Annotated in this window: 18 protein-coding genes; 8 read left to right on the top strand and 10 right to left on the bottom strand. The window is 73.1% G+C overall.

The annotated features are described in order from the left end of the window. Positions 1–144: 144 nt before the first annotated feature. From ABT095_RS08680 to ABT095_RS08655, 6 genes are all read left to right on the top strand, one after another. A complete protein-coding gene (locus tag ABT095_RS08680; RefSeq protein WP_350528586.1) occupies positions 145–1,401 on the top strand; it encodes a sensor histidine kinase in 1,257 nt (418 codons plus the stop codon). After that, positions 1,398–1,799 carry a roadblock/LC7 domain-containing protein gene (locus ABT095_RS08675; RefSeq protein ID WP_350528585.1) on the top strand — a complete coding sequence of 134 codons (402 nt, stop codon included), beginning with the start codon at positions 1,398–1,400 and terminating at the stop codon, positions 1,797–1,799. Before ABT095_RS08680 ends, ABT095_RS08675 begins: the two co-directional genes overlap by 4 nt. Then, positions 1,796–2,173, top strand: a complete 378-nt coding sequence (locus ABT095_RS08670; protein ID WP_350528584.1) for a DUF742 domain-containing protein — start codon at positions 1,796–1,798, stop codon at positions 2,171–2,173. Before ABT095_RS08675 ends, ABT095_RS08670 begins: the two co-directional genes overlap by 4 nt. Then, positions 2,148–2,771 carry a GTP-binding protein gene (locus ABT095_RS08665; RefSeq protein WP_350528583.1) on the top strand — a complete coding sequence of 208 codons (624 nt, stop codon included), beginning with the start codon at positions 2,148–2,150 and terminating at the stop codon, positions 2,769–2,771. The genes ABT095_RS08670 and ABT095_RS08665 overlap by 26 nt, the downstream gene beginning before the upstream one ends. A 197-nt stretch (positions 2,772–2,968) precedes the next feature. Next, positions 2,969–4,303, top strand: coding sequence for a cytochrome P450 (locus ABT095_RS08660; protein ID WP_350528582.1), 1,335 nt, complete (start codon positions 2,969–2,971; stop codon positions 4,301–4,303). Between the two features lie 224 nt (positions 4,304–4,527). After that, positions 4,528–5,658 carry a tryptophan dimethylallyltransferase family protein gene (locus ABT095_RS08655; RefSeq protein WP_350528581.1) on the top strand — a complete coding sequence of 377 codons (1,131 nt, stop codon included), beginning with the start codon at positions 4,528–4,530 and terminating at the stop codon, positions 5,656–5,658. Between the two features lie 33 nt (positions 5,659–5,691). Here ABT095_RS08655 and ABT095_RS08650 read toward each other — a convergent pair whose 3' ends face one another. From ABT095_RS08650 to ABT095_RS08625, 6 genes are all read right to left on the bottom strand, one after another. Beyond that, entirely contained in the window at positions 5,692–6,981 is a 1,290-nt protein-coding gene (locus tag ABT095_RS08650) for a flavin-containing monooxygenase (protein WP_350528580.1), read from the bottom strand. A gap of 84 nt (positions 6,982–7,065) precedes the next feature. Then, on the bottom strand, positions 7,066–7,881 hold the full coding sequence (locus tag ABT095_RS08645; RefSeq protein WP_350528579.1) for a class I SAM-dependent methyltransferase: 816 nt from the start codon (positions 7,879–7,881) through the stop codon (positions 7,066–7,068). A 97-nt stretch (positions 7,882–7,978) separates the two neighbouring features. Then, positions 7,979–8,587: a Sua5/YciO/YrdC/YwlC family protein gene (locus tag ABT095_RS08640; RefSeq protein WP_350528578.1), complete on the bottom strand. Its 609-nt coding sequence runs from the start codon at positions 8,585–8,587 to the stop codon at positions 7,979–7,981. After that, positions 8,584–9,807 (bottom strand): hydroxymethylglutaryl-CoA lyase-like TIM-barrel protein, encoded by a 1,224-nt coding sequence (locus ABT095_RS08635; RefSeq protein ID WP_350528577.1) that lies wholly within the window; start codon positions 9,805–9,807, stop codon positions 8,584–8,586. Before ABT095_RS08635 ends, ABT095_RS08640 begins: the two co-directional genes overlap by 4 nt. A gap of 220 nt (positions 9,808–10,027) precedes the next feature. Next, positions 10,028–11,224, bottom strand: a complete 1,197-nt coding sequence (locus tag ABT095_RS08630; protein WP_350528576.1) for an NAD(P)/FAD-dependent oxidoreductase — start codon at positions 11,222–11,224, stop codon at positions 10,028–10,030. A 101-nt stretch (positions 11,225–11,325) separates the two neighbouring features. Continuing rightward, positions 11,326–12,270 (bottom strand): RNA polymerase sigma-70 factor, encoded by a 945-nt coding sequence (locus ABT095_RS08625; RefSeq protein WP_350528575.1) that lies wholly within the window; start codon positions 12,268–12,270, stop codon positions 11,326–11,328. A gap of 73 nt (positions 12,271–12,343) precedes the next feature. On the opposite strand from ABT095_RS08625, the gene ABT095_RS08620 reads away from it, so the two are divergent. Then, complete coding sequence (locus ABT095_RS08620) at positions 12,344–12,952, top strand: HIT family protein (protein ID WP_350528574.1); 609 nt, start codon at positions 12,344–12,346, stop codon at positions 12,950–12,952. Positions 12,953–13,155: 203 nt separating this feature from the next. Here ABT095_RS08620 and ABT095_RS08615 read toward each other — a convergent pair whose 3' ends face one another. Continuing rightward, positions 13,156–14,373, bottom strand: coding sequence for an oxygenase MpaB family protein (locus ABT095_RS08615; protein ID WP_350528573.1), 1,218 nt, complete (start codon positions 14,371–14,373; stop codon positions 13,156–13,158). Positions 14,374–14,425: 52 nt separating this feature from the next. Continuing rightward, positions 14,426–15,655 (bottom strand): MFS transporter, encoded by a 1,230-nt coding sequence (locus ABT095_RS08610; protein ID WP_350528572.1) that lies wholly within the window; start codon positions 15,653–15,655, stop codon positions 14,426–14,428. Positions 15,656–15,781: 126 nt separating this feature from the next. Between ABT095_RS08610 and ABT095_RS08605 the strand changes: the two genes are divergently transcribed. Next, complete coding sequence (locus tag ABT095_RS08605) at positions 15,782–16,711, top strand: LysR family transcriptional regulator (protein WP_350528571.1); 930 nt, start codon at positions 15,782–15,784, stop codon at positions 16,709–16,711. Between the two features lie 51 nt (positions 16,712–16,762). On the opposite strand, the gene ABT095_RS08600 is transcribed toward ABT095_RS08605, so the two are convergent. Together ABT095_RS08600 and ABT095_RS08595 are read right to left on the bottom strand one after the other, a co-directional pair. Then, positions 16,763–18,460 (bottom strand): phospho-sugar mutase, encoded by a 1,698-nt coding sequence (locus ABT095_RS08600; RefSeq protein WP_350528570.1) that lies wholly within the window; start codon positions 18,458–18,460, stop codon positions 16,763–16,765. Positions 18,461–18,598: 138 nt separating this feature from the next. Continuing rightward, positions 18,599–19,420 carry a purine-nucleoside phosphorylase gene (locus ABT095_RS08595; RefSeq protein WP_350528569.1) on the bottom strand — a complete coding sequence of 274 codons (822 nt, stop codon included), beginning with the start codon at positions 19,418–19,420 and terminating at the stop codon, positions 18,599–18,601. Positions 19,421–19,464 lie beyond the last annotated feature (44 nt).

The following is a 19,464-nucleotide window of genomic DNA, read 5'->3' as shown; positions in this document are numbered from 1 at the left end:
GGGAGGAGACGTGCCCTCATGTCCGGACTGCCCCGCTGTGACATGTTCAGTCGATGATACGATCATCCGGCTTGCGGAGCGGCGGGTTCACCCTGCACTGGCGGGGATTCAGCAGTCGGCCGTCAGTCGCCTGAAGAGAGTCTTATGACGAAATACATAGCGGACCCGGTGTTCTGGGCTGTTGTCCTCGTCCTCGTCCTGGTCGGGGCCGCCCTCGTCGTCCGCCAACGCAGAGCGTCCCTGGCGTTGCGTCAGGAGATCGACGGGCTGAGGGAGCACTACTCCGGTCTCGAGCACTCCTACGCGCAGTCCGTGGAGTCCGCCCAGGAGCAGGCCGACGAGGCGACCAAGGCGGTGCTGAAGGCGGCGATGCGGACCCTGCAGGGTCTGGCCGCCGAGCAGCAGCTGATCCTCGCCCGGCTGCAGGACAAGTACGGCGAGTCGGTCATCCTGCAGGACCTGCTCGAGGTCGACCACACCAACTCGCAGTTCGGGCGCCGGGCGCAGTCCGTGGCCGTGCTCTGCGGCGGCTGGCTGGGCCGGCACCGTGACCCGGCGAGCGTGTACGACGTGGTGCGCAGCGCCCAGGGCCGGATCCGGCAGTTCCGCCGGGTGGAGATCCTCTCCCAGGTGGACTTCGGCATCTCCAGCCGCGCCGTCGAGCCGGTGGCGCTCGCGCTGGCCGAACTGCTCGACAACGCGACCAGCTACTCCAGCCCGGACACCGTGGTCGAGATCAACATCCGCACGGTGCCCAAGGGCGTCGTGATCGTGGTGGACGACGCGGGTGTCGGCATGAACGACGAGGAGCGGGCCCGCGCCGAGAAGCTGCTGACCAGCGAGCGGGTCTCGGGCGTCGCCGGCCTCGGCAACCCGCCGCAGTTCGGCCTCGCGGTGATCGGCGTGCTCTGCGAGCGGTTCGGCTTCGAGGTCTCCGTCGACTCCTCCTCGCCGTACGGCGGGGTGCGCGCGGTGGTGCTGCTGCCGCACGAGCTGCTCACCGGCATGCCGGAGAAGAGGCTGCCCGCCCGCCCGGCCGCCCCGGCCCCGGTGGCCCCCGCGGCGCCGGCCGCCGTCTTCGCCGCCCCCGCCGAGCACTCCTACCCCTCGACGGCCGACGGCCTGCCGGTGCGCCGCCGCAAGCGGCCGATGGCGGCCCCGGCCCCGGCCCCGGCGGCCGAGCCGGTCTACGCCCCGGTCGAGCCGGCTCCGCTGCCGGCCCGCTCGGGTGCCCAGACCGCGGCGATCATGGGCGCCTTCCAGCGCGGCACCCGGTCCGGCCGGGCCGTCCAGCCGGACGGGCAGCCGGAGCAGCAGTCGCAGCAGTGGCCGGACCATACGGACCAGGCGATCAGCACCCCTGGTGCGGCGCGCACCAGTGAAGGGCATGACTTCTCGTGAACGACGATCTGGCTTGGATGCTCGACAGCGCTCTGGAGATCCCCGGAGCCCTGCACGCCGTCCTGATCTCCGCCGACGGCCTGCTGATGGCCCGGACCAAGGACATCGGCAAGGACAACGCCGACCGGGTCGCCGCCGCGATGAGCGGGGTGCAGTCGCTGAGCCGCTCGCTCGGGTTCTTCTGCGGCAGCCCCGGCCAGCGCTGGCAGCAGACCCTGGTCGAGTTCGACGGTGGCTGGGTGTTCCTGATCTCCGCCGGTGAGGGCGCCTACCTCGGCGTCTCGGCCTCCCCGGACGTCGACATGCAGGACATCACCTTCCGGATGCAGCAGCTCGTGGGCCAGCTGGGCAAGGTGCTCGCCGCACCGCCCCGCGAAGGCCTAGGGGCGCGCCGATGACGACGCCCGACGACTTCGAGCTCGAAGCCACGGGGTTAGTGCGGGCGTACGTCATCACCAAAGGGCGCGGACTGCCGGACGACGCGCAGCTGTCCCTGATCACCCTGGTGACCGCGGCGCCGGGGCAGGAGCAGCGACCGCTGCGTCTGTCGCCGGAGGAGCAGCGGCTGCTGGACATCTGCTCGGCCGGCTACCTCACGGTGGCCGAGCTCGCGGGGCACACCGGGCTGCCGCTGGGCGTGGTGCGGATCATCCTGGCCGGTCTGACCGAAGGCGGCCACGTCATCACCCGGCCGCCGGTGCCCCGCGCCCGCCAGGCAGACCGGGAGATCCTGCAGGAGGTGCTCAATGGTCTCCAACACAAGTTCGGCTGACAGCCCCACCGGGACCGCCCTGGACGCGACGCACTACGTCCAGGGCGGGGAGACCCAGACGGCGGTCAAGATCCTCGTGGTCGGCCACTTCGCGGTGGGCAAGACCACGTTCATCGGCTCGATCTCCGAGATCGAGCCGCTGTCCACCGAGGAGACGATGACCCGGGCCGCCGAGGCGGTCGACGACCTCAAGGGCGTCCAGGGCAAGACCACCACCACGGTCGCGATGGACTTCGGCCGACTGACCATCAGCGAGCGCGTGGTGCTCTACATGTTCGGCACGCCCGGGCAGCTGCGGTTCGTCCAGATGTGGGAGGACATGGCCCGGGGCGCGCTGGGCGCGCTGATCCTGGTCGACCCCGAGCGGCTCGCCGACTCCTTCCCCGTGATCGACCTGATCGAGCAGTACGGCCTGGACTACGCGATCGCGGTGAACCACTTCGACGGCAACCCGGACCGCACCGAGGCCGCGCTCCGCGAGGCGCTCGACCTTCTCGACGACACCCCCGTCGTCACCTGCGACGCCCGCGACGAGCAGTCGTCGGCCGCCGCCCTGACCACTCTGGTCCGCTACCTGCTGGACCGTGCCAGCCAGTAGCCGGCCTGCAGCAAGGCAGGGTCTGCCCGGCCGATCACGCCGGGCGGGCGCCGCCGGGGCACGTACCTCGACGGCTTCTCCTCAGTCGCCGATGCTCCGCACGGACTCCCTCGTCGGCGCCGCCGATGCACGCACCCCAACGACGCCCGCTGATCCGACGTGATCGGCCGGGCAGACCCTAGGAGCCACACCCAGACATGAACGCTCGCCCCACCGCCCCGGTGCCGCCGCCCGGGTGCCCGGCCCACGACAGCGGCGCCCGAGTGCCGCTGTACGGGCCGGAGTTCGCGGCCGACCCGCAGGCCTACTACTCCTACCTGCGCAGCTTCGGGCCGACGGCCCCCGTCGAGCTCGCGCCCGGGGTGGACGCCACGCTCGTCACCGACTACGGGGCCGCGCTGCAGCTGCTCCAGGACTCCGCCTCCTTCCGCAAGGACTCGCGCCGCTGGCGGGCCCTCAACGAGGGGCACATCGCGCCGGACAACCCGGTGGTGCCGCTGCTCGCCTACCGGGCCAACTGCATGTTCAGCGACGGTGCCGAGCACCTGCGGCTGCGGCAGGCCGTGACGGACAGCATGGCCCGGGTGGACTCGCGCCGCCTGACCCGCACCACCGAGCAGATCTCCAACTACCTGATCTCCCAGTTCGGGTACCGGGGTTCGGCCGACCTGCTCGGCAACTACGCCCGCCAGCTGCCGCTGTTCGTGTTCAACGAGCTCTTCGGCTGCCCGGCCGACATCGGCGACCGCGTGGTGTTCGGCATCTCCGGCATGTTCGACGGGGTCAACGCCGAGATGGCCGCCGGGGTGCTGTTCGGTGCGGTGGGCGAGCTGGTCGCGCTCAAGCGCAGCCGGCCCGGGGACGACGTCACCTCCTGGCTGATGCAGCACCACGCCAAGCTGACCGACGAGGAGATGGTCCACCAGCTGGCCCTGCTGCTCTCGGCCGGCACCGAGCCGCTGGGCAACCTGATCGGCAACACGCTGCACCGGCTGCTCACCGACGACGCGTACGCGCACACCGGCGGTCTGATCGACGAAGCCGTGGACGACACGCTGTGGGAGAACCCGCCGATGTCGAACCTGGCGGCGCACTACCCGGCCACCGACCTGGAGTTCGCCGGTCAGCACCTGCGCGCGGGTGACCTGGTGATGGTCAGCTTCGCCGCCGCCAACGGCAGTTCGGTGCTGGCCGGGGAGCGGCAGGCCGGCAGCCGGGCCCATCTGGCCTGGAGCGCGGGCCCGCACGCCTGCCCGTCCAAGGACCCGGCCCGGCAGATCACGGTCACCGCGATCGAGAACCTGCTCAACGAGCTGCCGGACATCCAACTCGCGGTGCCGGAGGAGAGTCTGACCTGGCGTCCGGGACCGTTCAACCGCGGCCTGGTCGCGCTGCCGACCCGCTTCACCCCGGTCGGCTCCGCTCCGCAGCAGGCGCCGGAGCCGCAGGTTCAGGACGCCGGGCAGGCCGCTGGCCAGCAGAGTCGCAAGGCGGGGCGGTGGAGCCAGTTCCTCAACTGGCTGACCAAGTGATGTACACAACAACTTAGGTATGCCGCTGGACGCATGACGGTTCAACAACGGGGTAATCAGGTGCCCGAAACGTCCCCCGTCGTTGATCCAGAACAGGAGGGTGTCATGGCACCCTTGGCCATATCCGCTGTTCACACCCCATGCACATCAGCTTCACACCAGGGGATACCCGCCCCCTCGGGCGGGTATCTTCTTGCCTTCCACGGTGCCCGGCAGGTGCGCCGGTGATCGATCTAGGGCTCAGATCCCCCGCTGCTCCCACTGTCGGTCACACCGGCCACACCGAGACGCTCGGCGACCATACGACCCGTCAACTGCTGCGCCTGTGCGAGGTCGCCGGCCTCGGCCCGGCCGACGCGATCGAGTACGCCCGGGTGCTGCGCCGGGTGCTCGGCCCCGTCGCCGACCGGCCGCTGCACCTGCCGTCCCCCGACGGCTCCTTCCTCTCCGACGACCACACCCCGGTGGAGTTCTCCCTCTCCTTCGAGGCGGGGTCGGTGCCGACCCTGCGAGTGCTGGTCGAACCCGGTTGCGGGGCCGGTGACCTCGCCCGCGGCGGGCGGGAGGGCCTGCGTACCGTCCGCGAGCTGGCGCGCCGCTGGGGCTTCGGCACCGAGCGGCTCGACCTGCTGGAGGACCTCTTCTTCCCGGCCGCTCCGCAGGGCCCGCTGGCCCTGTGGTGCGCCCTGGAGCTGCGCCCCGGCGGCGTCCCCAAGGTCAAGGTGTACCTGAACCCGGCGGCCTCCGGCCCCGAGCTGGCCGGGGCGACGGTGCGCGAGGCGCTGCGCCGGCTCGGCCACCGGCAGGCCTTCGAGGCGCTGCCCGCGTCGGACCGGATCCTGTTCTTCGCCCTCGACCTGGGCGACTGGGACGAGCCCCGGGTGAAGGTGTACACCGCCCACCAGGACCTGTCGGCCGACGGGGCGGCGGGCCTGAGCCGGATGGTCGACGGGCCCGGCACCGCCGAGGTGGAGGCCTTCTTCAAGGCGGCCGCCGGGGAGCCGGAGAGCCTCGCCGGCCCGTACGGCCGCCGCCCGTTCCAGGCCTGCCATGCCTTCACCGAGACGGCCAGCGGCCGGCCCGGCGGCTTCACCCTCTACGTGCCGGTGCGCGAGCACGCCCGGCACGACGGCGAGGCGCTGGAGCGGGCGCTGGCCCTGCTCGCCCGGTACGGCATCGACCGCGAGCAGCTGCTCGACTCGGTCGACGCCGTCACCTCCCGGCGGCTCGAGGAGGGCCTCGGCCTGATCGCCTACCTGGCGCTGGCCCACCAGCGGGGCCGCCCGCCCCGGCTGATGGTGTACATCTCCTCGGAGGCGTACCGCGTCAGGCCGCCGGCCCTGCTGGCGGCCTGAGCGAGGGCAGGGTGTGTGACCGCCGGGGGACGGTCAGGCACCCTGCAGCTCCCGCAGGTACGAACCGACGTCCACCTGCACCGAGGTGCCGGTGCTGAGCCCGTAGCGGCGGGCGATGCCGCCGAGGTGCTCCTCGATCTCCTTGCGCATGACGTCCGTGCCGGGCAGCACCCGCTCTCCGGTGACCAGCTCGGCCGCCCAGCGGGCCTGCGCCTCCACCAGCCGGGTGATCGAGCCCACCGGCCGGATCAGGCCGAGGAAGAGCAGCCCCGGCCACCCGGGCGCGACGATCCGCCGGTACAGCTCCACCGGCCCCTGCGGGGCGCCCGGCAGCCCGGCGGGCAGGAACGGGAAGGCCATCCGGAAGCCGGTGCAGTAGACCACCGCGTCCGCCTCGGCCGCCGAGCCGTCCGTGAAGTGCACCCGGCCGCCGTCGAAGGAGGCGATCTCGGGCTTCGGCAGCACGGCGCCGTGCCGGATCCGGCTGAGGATCTCGTCCGAGATGGTCACGGCCGAGGCGAAGACCGGGTGGTCCGGCTCGGGCAGGCCGTAGTCCGACATCCGCCCGCGCGCCACCAGCAGGGCGTCCTCGACCCACTTGCGCTGCTCCGCGAGCGGCTTGGCGGTGAACCAGGGTGCGTCGGCGATCAGGTCCACCGAGAGGCCGTAGAGCTGCTTGGGTATGACGTGCAGGCCCCGGCGGACGGAGAGCAGGGTCTGCGCGGCGTGCCGGGAGAGGTCGGCCGCGATGTCCACCCCCGAGGCCCCGAGGCCGACCACCACGACGCGCTGCCCGGCGAAGTCCCGGCCGTCCATGAAGTCCATCGAGTGCAGGATCCGGCCGGTGAAGCCATCGGCGCCCGGCGGCAGTTGCTCCGGCATGGCCGGCTCGTTGTGGTGCCCGGAGGCGGCCACCACGTGGTCGAAGCGGCGCTCCAGCTCGACCCCGTCGGCGCCCCGGCTGGTCACCAGCCAGCGGCCGTCCGGCTCCGGCCGGGCGGCGAGCACCTCGGTGCGCAGCTCCAGGTGGGGGAGCAGCCCGGCCCACTCGGCGAAGGAGCGCAGGTAGGCGGCGATGTCGCTGTGCCGGGGGTAGAGCGGCATGTCGTCGGCCATCGGGTGGTCGGCGAAGCCGGTCAGCTGCTTGGCGCTGTTCAGGTGCAGGGCCTGGTAGGCCGGGCCGCGCTCGCCGGCGCCCGGCATCCGCCAGATCCCGCCGACGTCCGGCGCCTTCTCCAGACAGACGAACTCCACCCCGCGCTGCCGGAGCGCGTGTGCGGCAGCCAGCCCCGACAGACCCGCGCCAATCACGCACACGCTCATGACTTGCCTCCACCGGACGTCCCAAGGATCTTGACGGCTCAGCATAGGCAAGCCACTCGCCGTTGACGAGAGGCCGACAATGCGTCAGCTAGGGTCGGGCTGACGCGCGGTGACGAGGTAGTAGTCGAGGATGCCGCGCTGCCAGGCCTTGCGGAAGTTGCGCGGCCAGGTGTCCGGGGCCCAGAGCCGGCCGAGCCAGGTGTCCCAGCCGGGCCAGACCTGGTCGCCGATCGAGACGGTGCCGACGCCTTCGAGCCCGGCGGCGGCGAACGCCTCGGCGAGGGCCGTGGCCGGGCGGGCGAGGTCCAGGCCGTCGGCGAAGGTGGGCAGCAGCTCGGCGAGTTGGGCGGGCCGCTCGGGTGTGTCGTCGGCGGCGAAGAAGCTGGTGACGGCCACCCGCCCGCCCGGCCGCAGCACCCGGGCGGCCTCGGTGGCGAAGGCGGCCAGGTCGGGGAAGTGCTGGGCCGCCTCCACGCTGATCACCGCATCGAACTCGCTTTTGTCAAACGGCAGTTGCTCGGCCGCGCCCTGGGTGAACCGCAGTTGTGCGGACTCGGTGTGCCGCTCGCGGGCCCGCCGCAGCTGCTCCGGGTGGATGTCCACCCCGGTGACGGCGGCCGGGTCGTACTCGCGCAGCGTGAGCGCACAGCCCATCCCGAGGCCGCAGCCGACCTCGAGGACGCGCGCCTCCTTCGGCAGCTCGGCGGCGTCGAGCACCCGGCGGTACAGGTTCTCCTGGCTGCGGATCCGCTCGGCCTCGCCGAGCGGCTCGGCCAGATCGATCCCGTGCCAGTGGCCGAAGTTGATGAATCCTCCGGCGAAGACCGGCTCCCGGCTCAGATCGGCCGGGCCGTACGTCTCCCGCACCGCCGGGCTGATGGCGTACTCGTCCTGGGGCATGGGACAAGCGTAGGAGCTGACGGGCCCGCGGGTAAGGCGGCACTCGCCGAATGGCGCACTCTCGGTACCGGCTGGACCGGCCCGAGGGGCTCTGGGTTCAGCAGTAGGCGGCGCGGACGCGGTCCAGGTACCGGTCGGGGTCCGGCTGGTCCTGGGCCCCGGGCCGGTGCAGCTCGAGCCGGCCGTCCGGGTGCAGGCGCAGCGTGGTGGTCGCCGCCCGGGGCCCTGTCTCGGCCTGGTGGGGGAGCACCGGCACGGTGGGCGGGAACATCGCCCGGGCCTCGGCGGTGGTCGCGGCCGGCGGGTGGCCGGTGCGGTTGGCGCTGCTGACGTACAGCACCGGGTGCTCGGTGAGCAGCGGCCGTACCGGCTCCCAGCGGGCTCCGAAGAGCAGCGTCCAGCCCCGGTGGGTGGCCGGGGCGAGCCAGGCGGGGAGCGGCCCTTCCAGGGGGAGCAGGAGGGTCACCAACTCCTTGGTGAGCAGCCGGCGGGCCACGGCCGCCGGGGCGGGGGAGAGCTCCAGGACTTGGTCGAGAGTGGCGGGATCGTGGGCCCAGAGCGCGACCGGCTGGGCGGCGGGGCGGCCCTTGGCCGTGTTGACGGCGGCCGGGTCGGTGGCGGCGACCACGTGGGTGAGCGGTGCGGGGTTGGGCAGCACGACGGCGGCTCCGCCGCGCAGGGCGGAGCGGACCTGGGCGGCGGTCACTCCGGTGCTCCGGCGGTGAGGCCGTCCAGGTAGGCGGCGAAGACTTCGTCCTCGACGACGGCCTGGTTGGTGCGGTAGGCGCGGGCCTTCGTCCAGGCCAGCGCGGCCCTGGCCTGGTGTCCGTCCAGCCGGTGGCCGAGGCGGGCGGCGACGGCCGTGACGACGCGCAGGCTCGCCAGCTGGGTGAGGACCACGCTCGGGGTGATCCCCAACAGCCGCTCGGGGTCGAAGGGTTGGAACAGCTCGGGGTGCACGAAGGGGGTGCCGGTCGAGATCGTGCCGACGCCGCTGCCGACGATCGGGGTGGTGACGGCCAGTGGTACGCCGGTCTCCGCCGAGACCATCCCGGCCAGGCGCGGCAGCGCGGTCAGGTCCGGTACGGTCCACCAGGCGGGGGCGTTGGTGCCGAGCAGCCCGGCGGCCCGCACCGGGTCGTGGGCCAGCAGGAAGAGCAGCTGCTCGGTGGCGGCCATACCGCTGCGCTCCGCGAGACCGAGCCAGGAGGAGGCGACCACCCGGACCCCGGCCCGCAGGGCCTCCAGGGTGTTGGCCAGGCCCAGGCCGAGGTCGTTGTGCAGGTGGGAGGCGAGCACCACGTCCGGCCCGGTCTGGATCATGGAGAACAACTCGGACGCCTCGTACGGTAATTGGCCGCCGACGGTGTCCGCGAGGACGATCACGCCCGCGCCGGCGCAGGTGAGCGCGGCCGCGTGCTCGGCCATCAGCTCGTGGTCGGCCCGGGAGGCGTCGGCGAAGCAGACGTCGACGGCCACCCGGTCGTCCAGGTCACGGGCCGCCTTGACCAGGTCGGCGGCTGCCGCAAGCGACTCGCGGGCCGGGCGGTGGGCCATGGTGTGCGCCATCGCCTCGGAGGCCGGCACCACCACCATGACCCGGGCATGTGCGGTGCCCCGCACGCTGGCGACCGCCTGCCGTACGTCCTCCGCCCGGCCCCGGCAGACCGCCGCGACGCTGACCGCGCCCTCGGCCTCCACGGCCACCCGCCGGACGGCCTCGAACTCCTCCCCGCACACGGCGGGGAACCCGGCCGCGAACACCACGTGCCGGGGCCCGTCCGCGCCGAACATCCGCCCCTGCTCCCGAGCGAGCCTGGCCCGGAACCCGGCCGACATCAGCGTCTTGGCCTGCGCACCGTCCCGCGCCGACTCCTCCCACAGCACCACGCGCCCCGCCTGCGCGGACTCCCGGACGACGTCCAACCCGACCTCCCTCGACCGCTGAGGACTCTAGGCGGGCGGCGCGATCTTGGCGAACTCGCTTGCGCGGAAGGGAATCCAGCGGCTATGGGAGCGGCACGGACCGCGCCTGCACCCCGGCGGGCGGGGCGTCGAGGGCCAGCAGCCGCCGGTCCGGGTTCGCGCCGTTGTCCGGGGTGCCGGCGTCGGGGCCCCACCATCGGTGCGGGCCCCGACGCCGCGCTCAGGCCGCCGCCTCCACCGGCACCCGGCCCGGGGCCTCCTGCCGCACCACCCGGCGGCGCCGGGTCGGCAGGCCCATGGTCGGGTTGGCGACGCCCCAGGCCGCGCCCTTGCAGACCAGCTCCTTGTAGCGGGCGGCGAGACGGCCCGTCAGGGCGCGGTCGAGGGCCCGGTCGTCGGCGGTGACGAACTGGATCAGGCCCTCCCGACGGCCCAGCGAGACGCACTGGTTGAAGTAGCGGATCGGCACGCGGGGCACCTTGATCCCGGCCAGCCGGGCGGCGATGGCGTCGGCGGCCTGCCAGGCCATCGGGACGCCCGAGGCGCAGGACATCCGCAGCGGCTTGGCCTCCGGGCCGAGCGCCATCGCCGCGTCGCCCACGGCGTACACGTCCTGGTGGGAGACCGAGCGCATGGTGGCGTCGACCACGATCCGGCCCTGCCCGGTGAGCTCCAGGGTGGTGGCCGCGGCGATCGGGTTGGCGGCGAAGCCGGTGGTCCAGACGGTGACGGCGGCGGGCAGGCTCCGGCCGTCGGCGGTGCGCACGGCCTGGGCCGTCACGCCGTCCACCGCCGCCTGCTCGTGGACGGTGATGCCCAGCCCGTCCAGCACCTTCCGCAGGTGGGTGCGGCCCTTCGCCGAGAGCCAGTCGCCGAGACCGCCGCGTACGGCCAGCGCGACCTCGAGGTCCGGGCGGGCCTCGGCGATCTCGGTCGCGGCCTCCAGGCCGGTCAGGCCGCCGCCGACCACCACCACGTGCTCGCCCGCGCCCAGGGCGGCCAGCCGGTCGCGGAGCCGCAGGGCGCCGGGGCGGCTGGAGACCTCGTACGCGTGCTCGGCGGCGCCGTCCATGCCCCCGTCGTGCCAGCCGCTGCCGAGGGCGTGGACCAGGGTGTCATACGCCAACCGCTCCCGGCCGTCCGCGCCGGTGACCGTCACCGTCTTCCCGTCCACGTCCACGGCGGTGACCCGGGCGAGCTTCAGCTCGACACCCGTGCCCGCGAACATCTCGGCGAACGGCCGGGCCTTGAGCTCCTGGCCGGCGGCGAGCTGGTGCAGCCGCACCCGCTCCACGAAGTCGGGCTCGGGGTTGACGAGGGTGATGGCGACATCGGCCCGGTGCAGCCGCTTGGCGAGGCGGCCGGCCGCGACCGCACCCGTGTAGCCGGCTCCGAGGACGACGATTCGGTGCTGCATGTCCGTGCTCCTGTCTGGGTGGGGCCGCCGTCTCCGGCGTGGTTTCGCACCTTGAACCGGACAGCCCCGCGTTTCCTGACAGGCCTGGCATGTGACCCGCGTCACAGGGTGAGCAGGGGGCCCTCCGGGTGGTCGGTGTCGGCCCACCGCTCGGTCGCGCGGACGAGCTTGTCGGGGTTGACCTGGCTGCGCAGGGCCACGATGCCGTCCGGGGTGACCTCCAGGCAGATGATGCCGACGACCCGGCCGTCCACCAGCGCCACCACGGCCGGCTCCCCGTTGGCGGTCCAGGCGTAGACGCTGGGCACGCCGCCGACATGGGCCCGCTTGGCCGGGGCGGGCTTGAACAGTCCGCGCATGAACGTGGCCACCGCGCGGGCACCCTCGAACGCCTTCGCGCGCGCGGGGACCTTGCCGCCGCCGTCGCCGACCGCGACGGCGTCCTCGGTGAGCAGGCGGATGAGGGGTTCGGTGCGGCCGGTGGTCGCCGCGGCCAGGAACTCCTCCACGATCCGCCGGGCGGCGGCCTCGTCGATCTCGGTCCGGGCCTTGCCGTCCGCCACGTGCTTCTTGGCCCGGTGGTAGAGCTGCTGGGCGGCGGCCTCGGTGAGGTCCAGGATCTCGGCGATCTCCCGGTGCGAGTAGGAGAACGCCTCCCGCAGCACGTACACCGCCCGCTCACCAGGGGAGAGGCGCTCGAGCAGCACCAGCACGGCGTACGACACCGACTCGCGCTGCTCGGCGGTCTCGGCCGGGCCGAGCATCGGGTCACCCGCGAGCAGCGGCTCGGGGAGCCACTGGCCGACGTACGACTCGCGCCGGGCGCGGGCCGAAGTCAGCTGGTTGAGACAGTAGTTGGTGAGCACCTTGGTCAGCCAGGCCTCGGGCACCTCGATCCGCCCGACCTCGGCGGCCTGCCAGCGCAGGAAGGTCTCCTGCACCGCGTCCTCCGCCTCGCTCGACGAGCCGAGCAGCCGGTAGGCGATGGCCTCCAGCCGGGGCCGGGCCGCCTCGAACCGGTCCACGTCACTCATGAGCAGCACCATGCCAGCGATCCTAGGGCGCGGCCGGCCAGAACTGATCGTCAGGAGGCCGACGGCCAGGTCTAGTCTTCCGATCATGGCTTTGACACCTGACGAGTTCTACGACCACGCACGGGCCGCCGCCGACGGTGAGCTCCGGCTCCCGCTGGCCCGGATGACCGGCTGGGACATCAGCCCGTTCGAGGCGGAGGGGCTGCGCGTCTCGCCGCTGCGCCCGCCCGTGCTGCCCGAGCCGCCGCGGCACGGTGAGGACCCGGCGGACTGCGGGATATGCAAGTCCCGCGACGAGGGCCTCTGGTTCACCGACCACTGGCGGCTGGACCGGGTCACGGGCGTAGGGGTCCCGCTGGCGCTGATGCTGTACCCGCGCGACCACTACGACCTCGCCGAGCTGCCCGACGAACTGGCCGCCGAGATGGGCGTGCTGACCACTCACATCGTCCGCCGGATCCAGGCCCTGCCGCACGTCTCCCGGGCCCACGTCTACCGCCTCGGCGACGGCGCCGCCCACCTGCACCTCTGGTTCTTCGCCCGCCCGGCGGGCCAGGTCCAGCTGTTCGGCTCCTGGCTGCCGGTCTGGGACGACCTGCTCCCCGAGTACCCGGCCGAGGTCGCCGAGGCGGATGCGGAAGCCGTCGCCGACGCCCTCGTCACCTCCTACGGCGGCCGCCGCACGGCCGCCTGACCGGCCCTCGGCCCGTCGTCGTCCTCCTGCTGGTGTCCGTTCAGAGCAGGAGGACGACGACGGTGGTCGTGAGCAGCAGGTGGTGGACTCGCCCATGGGGAAGGCGCTGAAATGCATCCGCCACTCCCGGTGGCCATGTCCGTACAGAGGCCGAGGCCCTGCTCGGACGAATACCAAGTTCGCCCGAACGGCCCGCCGATCGGTCAGCCGACGGGCATCTGCAGGTCGTAGTCGCGGAAGTCGACGGCGTACCAGGCGACCAGCTTCGAGGCGACCTTGAACATCTGCTCGTGGACCGGGACGAGCAGCGGGAACTTCTGCTGCACCTCGTAGGCGGGCCGGTACAGCAGCGGCGCCAGTGTGGCCACCGGGGTGTCCAGCGCCGGGTTGGGGCGGATCTCCAGGACGTCGGCCACGTGCGCGTCCATCATCCGGACCATGGAGGCGCCGACGGCCCCGGCGCCGGGGAAGGCCTTCCGGTCCAGCCAGTCCAGCATGTTGCGCGCGAGCTTGACGCCTTCGTCGGAGGAGCTCCGGTGGTTGGCGGCGGCGTCCGCCAGCACCTGGTTGGCCTGGTCGAGGGTACGGGGGTTGTACCTGTCCTGGATCCCGAGCAGCCGGCCGCCGACCCGGATCATCGCCAGCAGCTCGTCGATCTGCCGGGGATCGGGGCGGAAGCCGAATTTGGCCGCCAGCTGGACGTTGTAGGCACCCACGTACATGAGCTCCTCGACCTCCAGCCGCTGGCTGATCGGCATACCGTCCCGCGCCTGGTTCCAGCCGTGCGCCAGGCCCGTCTGCCGGGCCGCCGCATGCACCAGGCGCAGCTTGACCATGGTGACCAGGGCGTTGCCCGACGGCTCCCAGTTGCCGCCGTCGAGGCCGTCCCAGAGGGTGTTCATGGTGCGGGAGAAACGTCGGCCGATGTCCATCACGAGGTCGTACTTGGCGTACCAGACCGACTTGGCCAGCAGCGGGTCGGCCAGGGCGGCGAAGAGGCCGCCGAAGGCCTCGGTCACGGTGATGGCCTCCATGTTGGCCTGGAGGAGCTTGCCCGAGTCTCCGTTCTTGACCCGGTCGATGGCCGCCCGCTCCTCCGCCGCCAGGACGGCGTTGCGCCGCAGGAAGTCGTGCAGCACCGAGGGCGCGGCGTCCGGGACGGGCTGGTCGTTGCGGGTCCAGTCGTGGAAGACCTGGTTGGCCAGCGGCAGCTGACCGGCGCTCACCAGCTCCTTGACGACCTCGTCGGCCTCGGGGTCGCCCTCCTGCGCTGCCCGGCCCGTCGGCAGCTCCCAGTCCGGCCCCGGACCGGCGGTGGGGCTCTGGGCTGCGGCGCGGGTGGTGGCGGGCAGGCCGACGGCCGCGCCGGTGGCGAGAGCGGCCGCGGCGAGGGCGGTACGCCTGGTGACAGAGTGATCCATGGGCCCCATGGTGCGTACCCGACCCCCGGCAGCCGGGCAGGCCACGCGAGGGTCACCCGGAATGGTGACCGAGCGTCACCTGATCGTGAACCTCCGCCCGTGGTACGGGCCTTGGCAGCAACAGCGGGGTCGCCAGGATCAGCAGTCCCGCGACCGTCAGGGTGGTGCGCGGGCCGGTGGCGGCGGCGAGCAGGCCGGCCAGGGCGGTGAGAGCGGCGATGGCGGCCTGCTGGCCGACCGACCAGGCCGTGAGGGTGCGGGCGAGCAGGTGGGCGGGGGTGCGCTCGAGCCGGTGGGTGGCGAGCACCGGGGTGAACAGGCTCATGTTGACGATGATCGCCAGCTCGACGGCCATCACCGTGACCAGGCCGAGGGGGCCGGGCGGGGTGAAGGCCAGCCCGACGAGCCAGACGGCGCGCAGCGTGCCGGCCACCCGGAAGACCCGGTCGCGCCCGTAGCGGGCCACCATCCGCGGGGCCAGCCGGGAGCCGGCCAGTCCGCCGAGGCAGGGGGCGGCGAAGGCGAGGCCGTACTGCCAGGGGGCGAAGTGGAGCCCGCGCAGCAGCAGGACGGCGAGCACCGGCTCGGTGGCCATGATCAGGCCGGAGACGAGCAGGTTGTTGAGGTAGAGCCCGCGCAGGCCGCGGTCACCCAGGATGTGCCGCCAACCGTCGAGCACTCCGCCCGCCCGGGCACCTTGACGCTCGGGCGACTCCTCCGGCTGCCGGATCATGGCGACCCCGAGCGCCGAGAGCAGGTAGCTGAGCGCATCGGCCAGCACGGTGGTGACCGGCCCGAGCAGGCCGATGGCCGCCCCGCCCAGCGGCGGGCCGAGTGCGATGGAGCTCCAGGTGGTCGACTCGAAGCGGGAGTTGGCCACCAGCAGCTGCTCCGGCCGGACCAGTGCCTTCAGGTGCGCGCCGCTCGCCGCGCCGAAGGCGATCCGGGCGGCGGCCAGCACGGCCGAGACCGCCAGCAGTTGGCCGAAGGTGAGCCGGCCCAGCGCGTAGGCCACCGGGACGGTGGTCAGGGCGGCGAACCGGGCCAGATCCATCCCGATCATGACCGGCCGCTTGCGCCGGAACTCCACCCACGGCGCGAGCGGGACCGCCACCAGCGCACCCACCGCCGGCCCCACCGCCGACAGCGCCGACACCTCGACGGGGCCCGCGTGCAGCACCAGCACGGCGATCAGCGGCAGCGCCCCGAACCCCAGCCCGGAGCCGTACGCACTCACCGCGTACGCCGCCCACAGCCACCCGAACTGCCGCCCCAGCCTCATCCCTGCTCCCTGTCCGGTACAACCGACAAGCGACAAGAGACATCAAATCGAGCGCGACAGTCCCGGATCAAACAACCATCCACCCGCTACGAAACAACCAGTGGTTGTTCCTCTACGGTGTCCCGCATGGATCTCGACACCGTCCGGACCTTCGTCGCCGCCGCCGACGCGGGCCAGTTCCAGGAAGCTGCCACCGAGCTGGCGGTCACCCAGCAGGCCGTCTCCAAGCGCATCGCCGCGCTGGAGCGCGTCCTCGGCGTCCGGCTCTTCACCCGCACCCCGCGCGGGGCCGAGCTCACCATCGACGGGCAGGCCTTCCTGCCGCATGCCCGCGAGCTGCTGCGCGCGGCCGACCGCGCCACCGCCGCCGTCCGCCCCGGCAGCCGGCCGCTGCGGGTCGACGTGCTCACCTCGCGCAGCGCGCAGTCGGGCCTGGTGCGCGGTTTCCACCGTGCGCACCCCGAGGTCGAGCTCGACGTGGTGAAGCTGTTCGACCTCGATGCCGCCGTGGCCGCCGTCCGGGCCGGCACGGTCGACGCCACCTTCCGGGCCGTCACCGCCCCCGGGCGGCCGCTGCCCGAGGACATCGAAGCCGTACGCATCCTCGACGAGCCACTCCAGCTCTTCACCGGTCCGGGCCACGCCCTGGCGGACGCCAAGTCGGTGACCCTCACCGAACTGGCCGGCCACCGGATCTGGATGCCGGGCCTGACCCCGGGCACCGAGTGGACCGCCTACTACGACGAACTGGCCGCCGAGTTCGGCCTCACCATCGAGGCCACCGGCCCCGACTTCGGCGCCGACGCCCTGCTCGACACCATCGCCGACACCCCCGCCCTGGCCACCTTCATGAGCGAGTACACCAGCCTGGTCTGGCCCGCCGCCCACGACCTGCGCCGCATCCCCGTCACCACCCCGACCCCCGTCTACCCGCACTCCCTCCTCCACCACCGCACCAACCCCCACCCCGCCCTGGCCACCCTCCTCACCCACCTCACCACCACCGCCCCCCGCCACGACGACGCCACCACCTGGATCCCCACCTGGGCCCGCTGAAACGCCGGAGAGCCGCAGGTCAGCGACCTGCGGCTCTCCGACGTACAGCGGTCAGATCCCGGCGGCCGCCGCGAGGTCGGTCTTGATCCGGGCGAGCAGGGCCGCGGCCGCCGCGCGGGTGTCCGCGAGGTCGGCGGCGGTGGCGACCGGGAGGACGACCTCGAGGTAGCACTTGAGCTTGGGCTCGGTGCCGGAGGGGCGGACGACGATGCGGGCGGATCGGACCGCCTCGCCGGCCAGGTAGTAGCGCAGGCCGTCGGTGGGCGGCAGGTCCGCCGAGCCGGCGGTGAGGTCGTCGGCCTGGGTGACGCGCAGGCCGGCCAGGGTGGTCGGCGGCTGCTCGCGCAGGCGCTGCATGGCGTCGGAGATGAGGGAGAGGTCCTCGACGCGGGCGGAGAGCTGGTCGGTCGCGTGCAGGCCGTGCTCGAGGGCGAGGTCGTCCAGGAGGTCGGTCAGGGTGCGGCCGCTCAGCTTGAGGATGGCCGCCAGTTCGGCGACCAGGAGGGCGGCGGTGATGCCGTCCTTGTCCTGCACGCCGCCCGGGTCGACGCAGTAGCCGAGCGCCTCCTCGTAGCCGTACCGCAGGCCCTGGGCGCGGGCGATCCACTTGAAGCCGGTGAGCGTCTCCGCGTAGCCGAGCCCGGCCGCGGCGGCGATCCGGCCCAGCAGGGTGGAGGAGACGATGGTGGTGGCGAAGGTGCCGTGCGCCCGCTTGGCGACCAGCGCCGAACCGAGCAGCGCGCCCACGTCGTCACCGCGCAGCATCCGCCAGCCGCCGGGGGCGGCGGCGTCCGGCACGGCCACGGCGCAGCGGTCGGCGTCCGGGTCGTTGGCGATCACGATGTCCGGCCCGACGGAGGCGGCGGTGCGGAACGCGAGGTCCATCGCGCCCGGCTCCTCCGGGTTCGGGAAGGCCACGGTCGGGAAGTCCGGGTCCGGCTCGGCCTGCTCGGTGACGACGGTCGGCGCGGGGAAGCCGGCCTGCTTGAACGCGGCCACCAGCACGTCCCGGCCGACGCCGTGCATCGGCGTGTAGACCACGTCCAGCTCGCGCGGGCCGGCCGGGTCGACCACGGTGACGGCCCGGTCCAGGTAGGCCTCGACCACGTCGTCGCCCAGCACCTCCCAGCCCTCCGTGGCCAGCGGCACCTCGGCCAGCTCGCCGATCGCGTCGATCTCGGCGGCGATCCCGGCATCGGCGGGCGGCACGATCTGCGAGCCGTCGCCCAGGTAGACCTTGTAGCCGTTGTCCTGCGGCGGGTTGTGACTGGCCGTCACGGTGACCCCGGCGGCCGCTCCCAGGTGGCGGATCGCGAAGGCCAGTACGGGCGTGGGCAGCGGGCGCGGCAGCAGCGCGGCGCGCAGCCCGGCGCCGACCATCACGGCGGCGGTGTCCCGGGCGAAGTCGTACGACTTGTGGCGCGCGTCGTAGCCGATCACCACCAGGTCGCCCAGCTGCTCGCGCTTGAGGTACGCGGCGAGCCCGGCGGCGGCCCGGATCACCACGGCCCGGTTCATCCGCATCGGCCCGGCCCCCAGCTCACCCCGGAGCCCGGCCGTTCCGAACTGCAGCCGCCCGCCGAAGCGCTCGGCCAGCCGGGACCACGCGATCCGGTCCTCCGCCTCCGCCTCGGGCCCCTCGGCGGCGGCCAGCAGATCCGCCAGCTCCGCCCTGGTCTGCGGATCCGGGTCCTCGGCCAGCCAGGCCCGCGCCCGGGCGAGGAGGTCAGTGGTGGAAGCCTGCGCCATTAGCTACTCCAGTCAGTTGCACTACCAAGGGGCGCGAGGCCCCTTTGAATTAACTGCGCGCGCGACCAGCCCACCACGTACGTAGGCGGTTGCGCGCGCCGTTCCTCGCGCCCCTGCTGTGGTTGCTCTAAAGCAGTGTCAGATCCGTTCGAGAACCTTCGCGAGCAACGCGCCCATCCGCTCGGCGCTGGCCTTGCCGGCCTCGAGCACCTCTTCGTGGTTGAGCGGCTCCCCGGTCATACCGGCGGCCAGGTTGGTGACCAGCGAGATCCCGAGCACCTCGGCCCCGGCCTCACGGGCGGCGATCGCCTCGAGCGTGGTCGACATGCCGACCAGCTCGCCGCCGATCACCCGGGCCATGTTGACCTCGGCCGGGGTCTCGTAGTGCGGGCCGCGGAACTGGACGTAGACGGCCTCGTCGAGGGTGGGGTCGACCTCGCGGCAGAGCTGGCGCAGCCGCGGCGAGTACAGGTCGGTGAGGTCGACGAAGTTCGCGCCGACGATCGGGGAGTCCGCCGTCAGGTTGATGTGGTCGCTGATCAGGACCGGCTGGCCGGGCTTCCAGCCCTGGCGCAGACCGCCGCAGCCGTTGGTCAGCACGATGGTCTCGCAGCCCGCGGCGGCGGCGGTGCGGACACCGTGGACCACGGTCGCGACGCCGTAGCCCTCGTAGTAGTGGTTGCGGCCGAGGAAGATCAGCGCGCGCTTGTCGCCGATCCGGACGGACCGGATCTTGCCCGAGTGGCCCGCGACGGCCGGGGCCGGGAAGCCGGGCAGCTCGGTCACGGGGAACTCGGCGATGGTCTCGCCGAGCGCGTCGGCGGCCGGCACCCAGCCGGAGCCCATCACCAGGGCGACGTCGTGGCGCTCGGCGCCGGTCAGCTCGCGCAGGCGGGCGGCGGCGGCCTGGGCGGCGGCGTAGGGGTCGGTGGAGACGACCGACTGAGGAGTTGCGTTCACACCGCCGAGGATAGACGGGAATCGCCTACGCGCGTAGAACAAAC

This window comes from Kitasatospora sp. NPDC002227, assembly GCF_040296285.1.
In the GTDB taxonomy this organism is placed as follows: Bacteria; Actinomycetota; Actinomycetes; order Streptomycetales; family Streptomycetaceae; genus Kitasatospora.
This window is presented reverse-complemented; position numbering and strand designations above follow the sequence as displayed.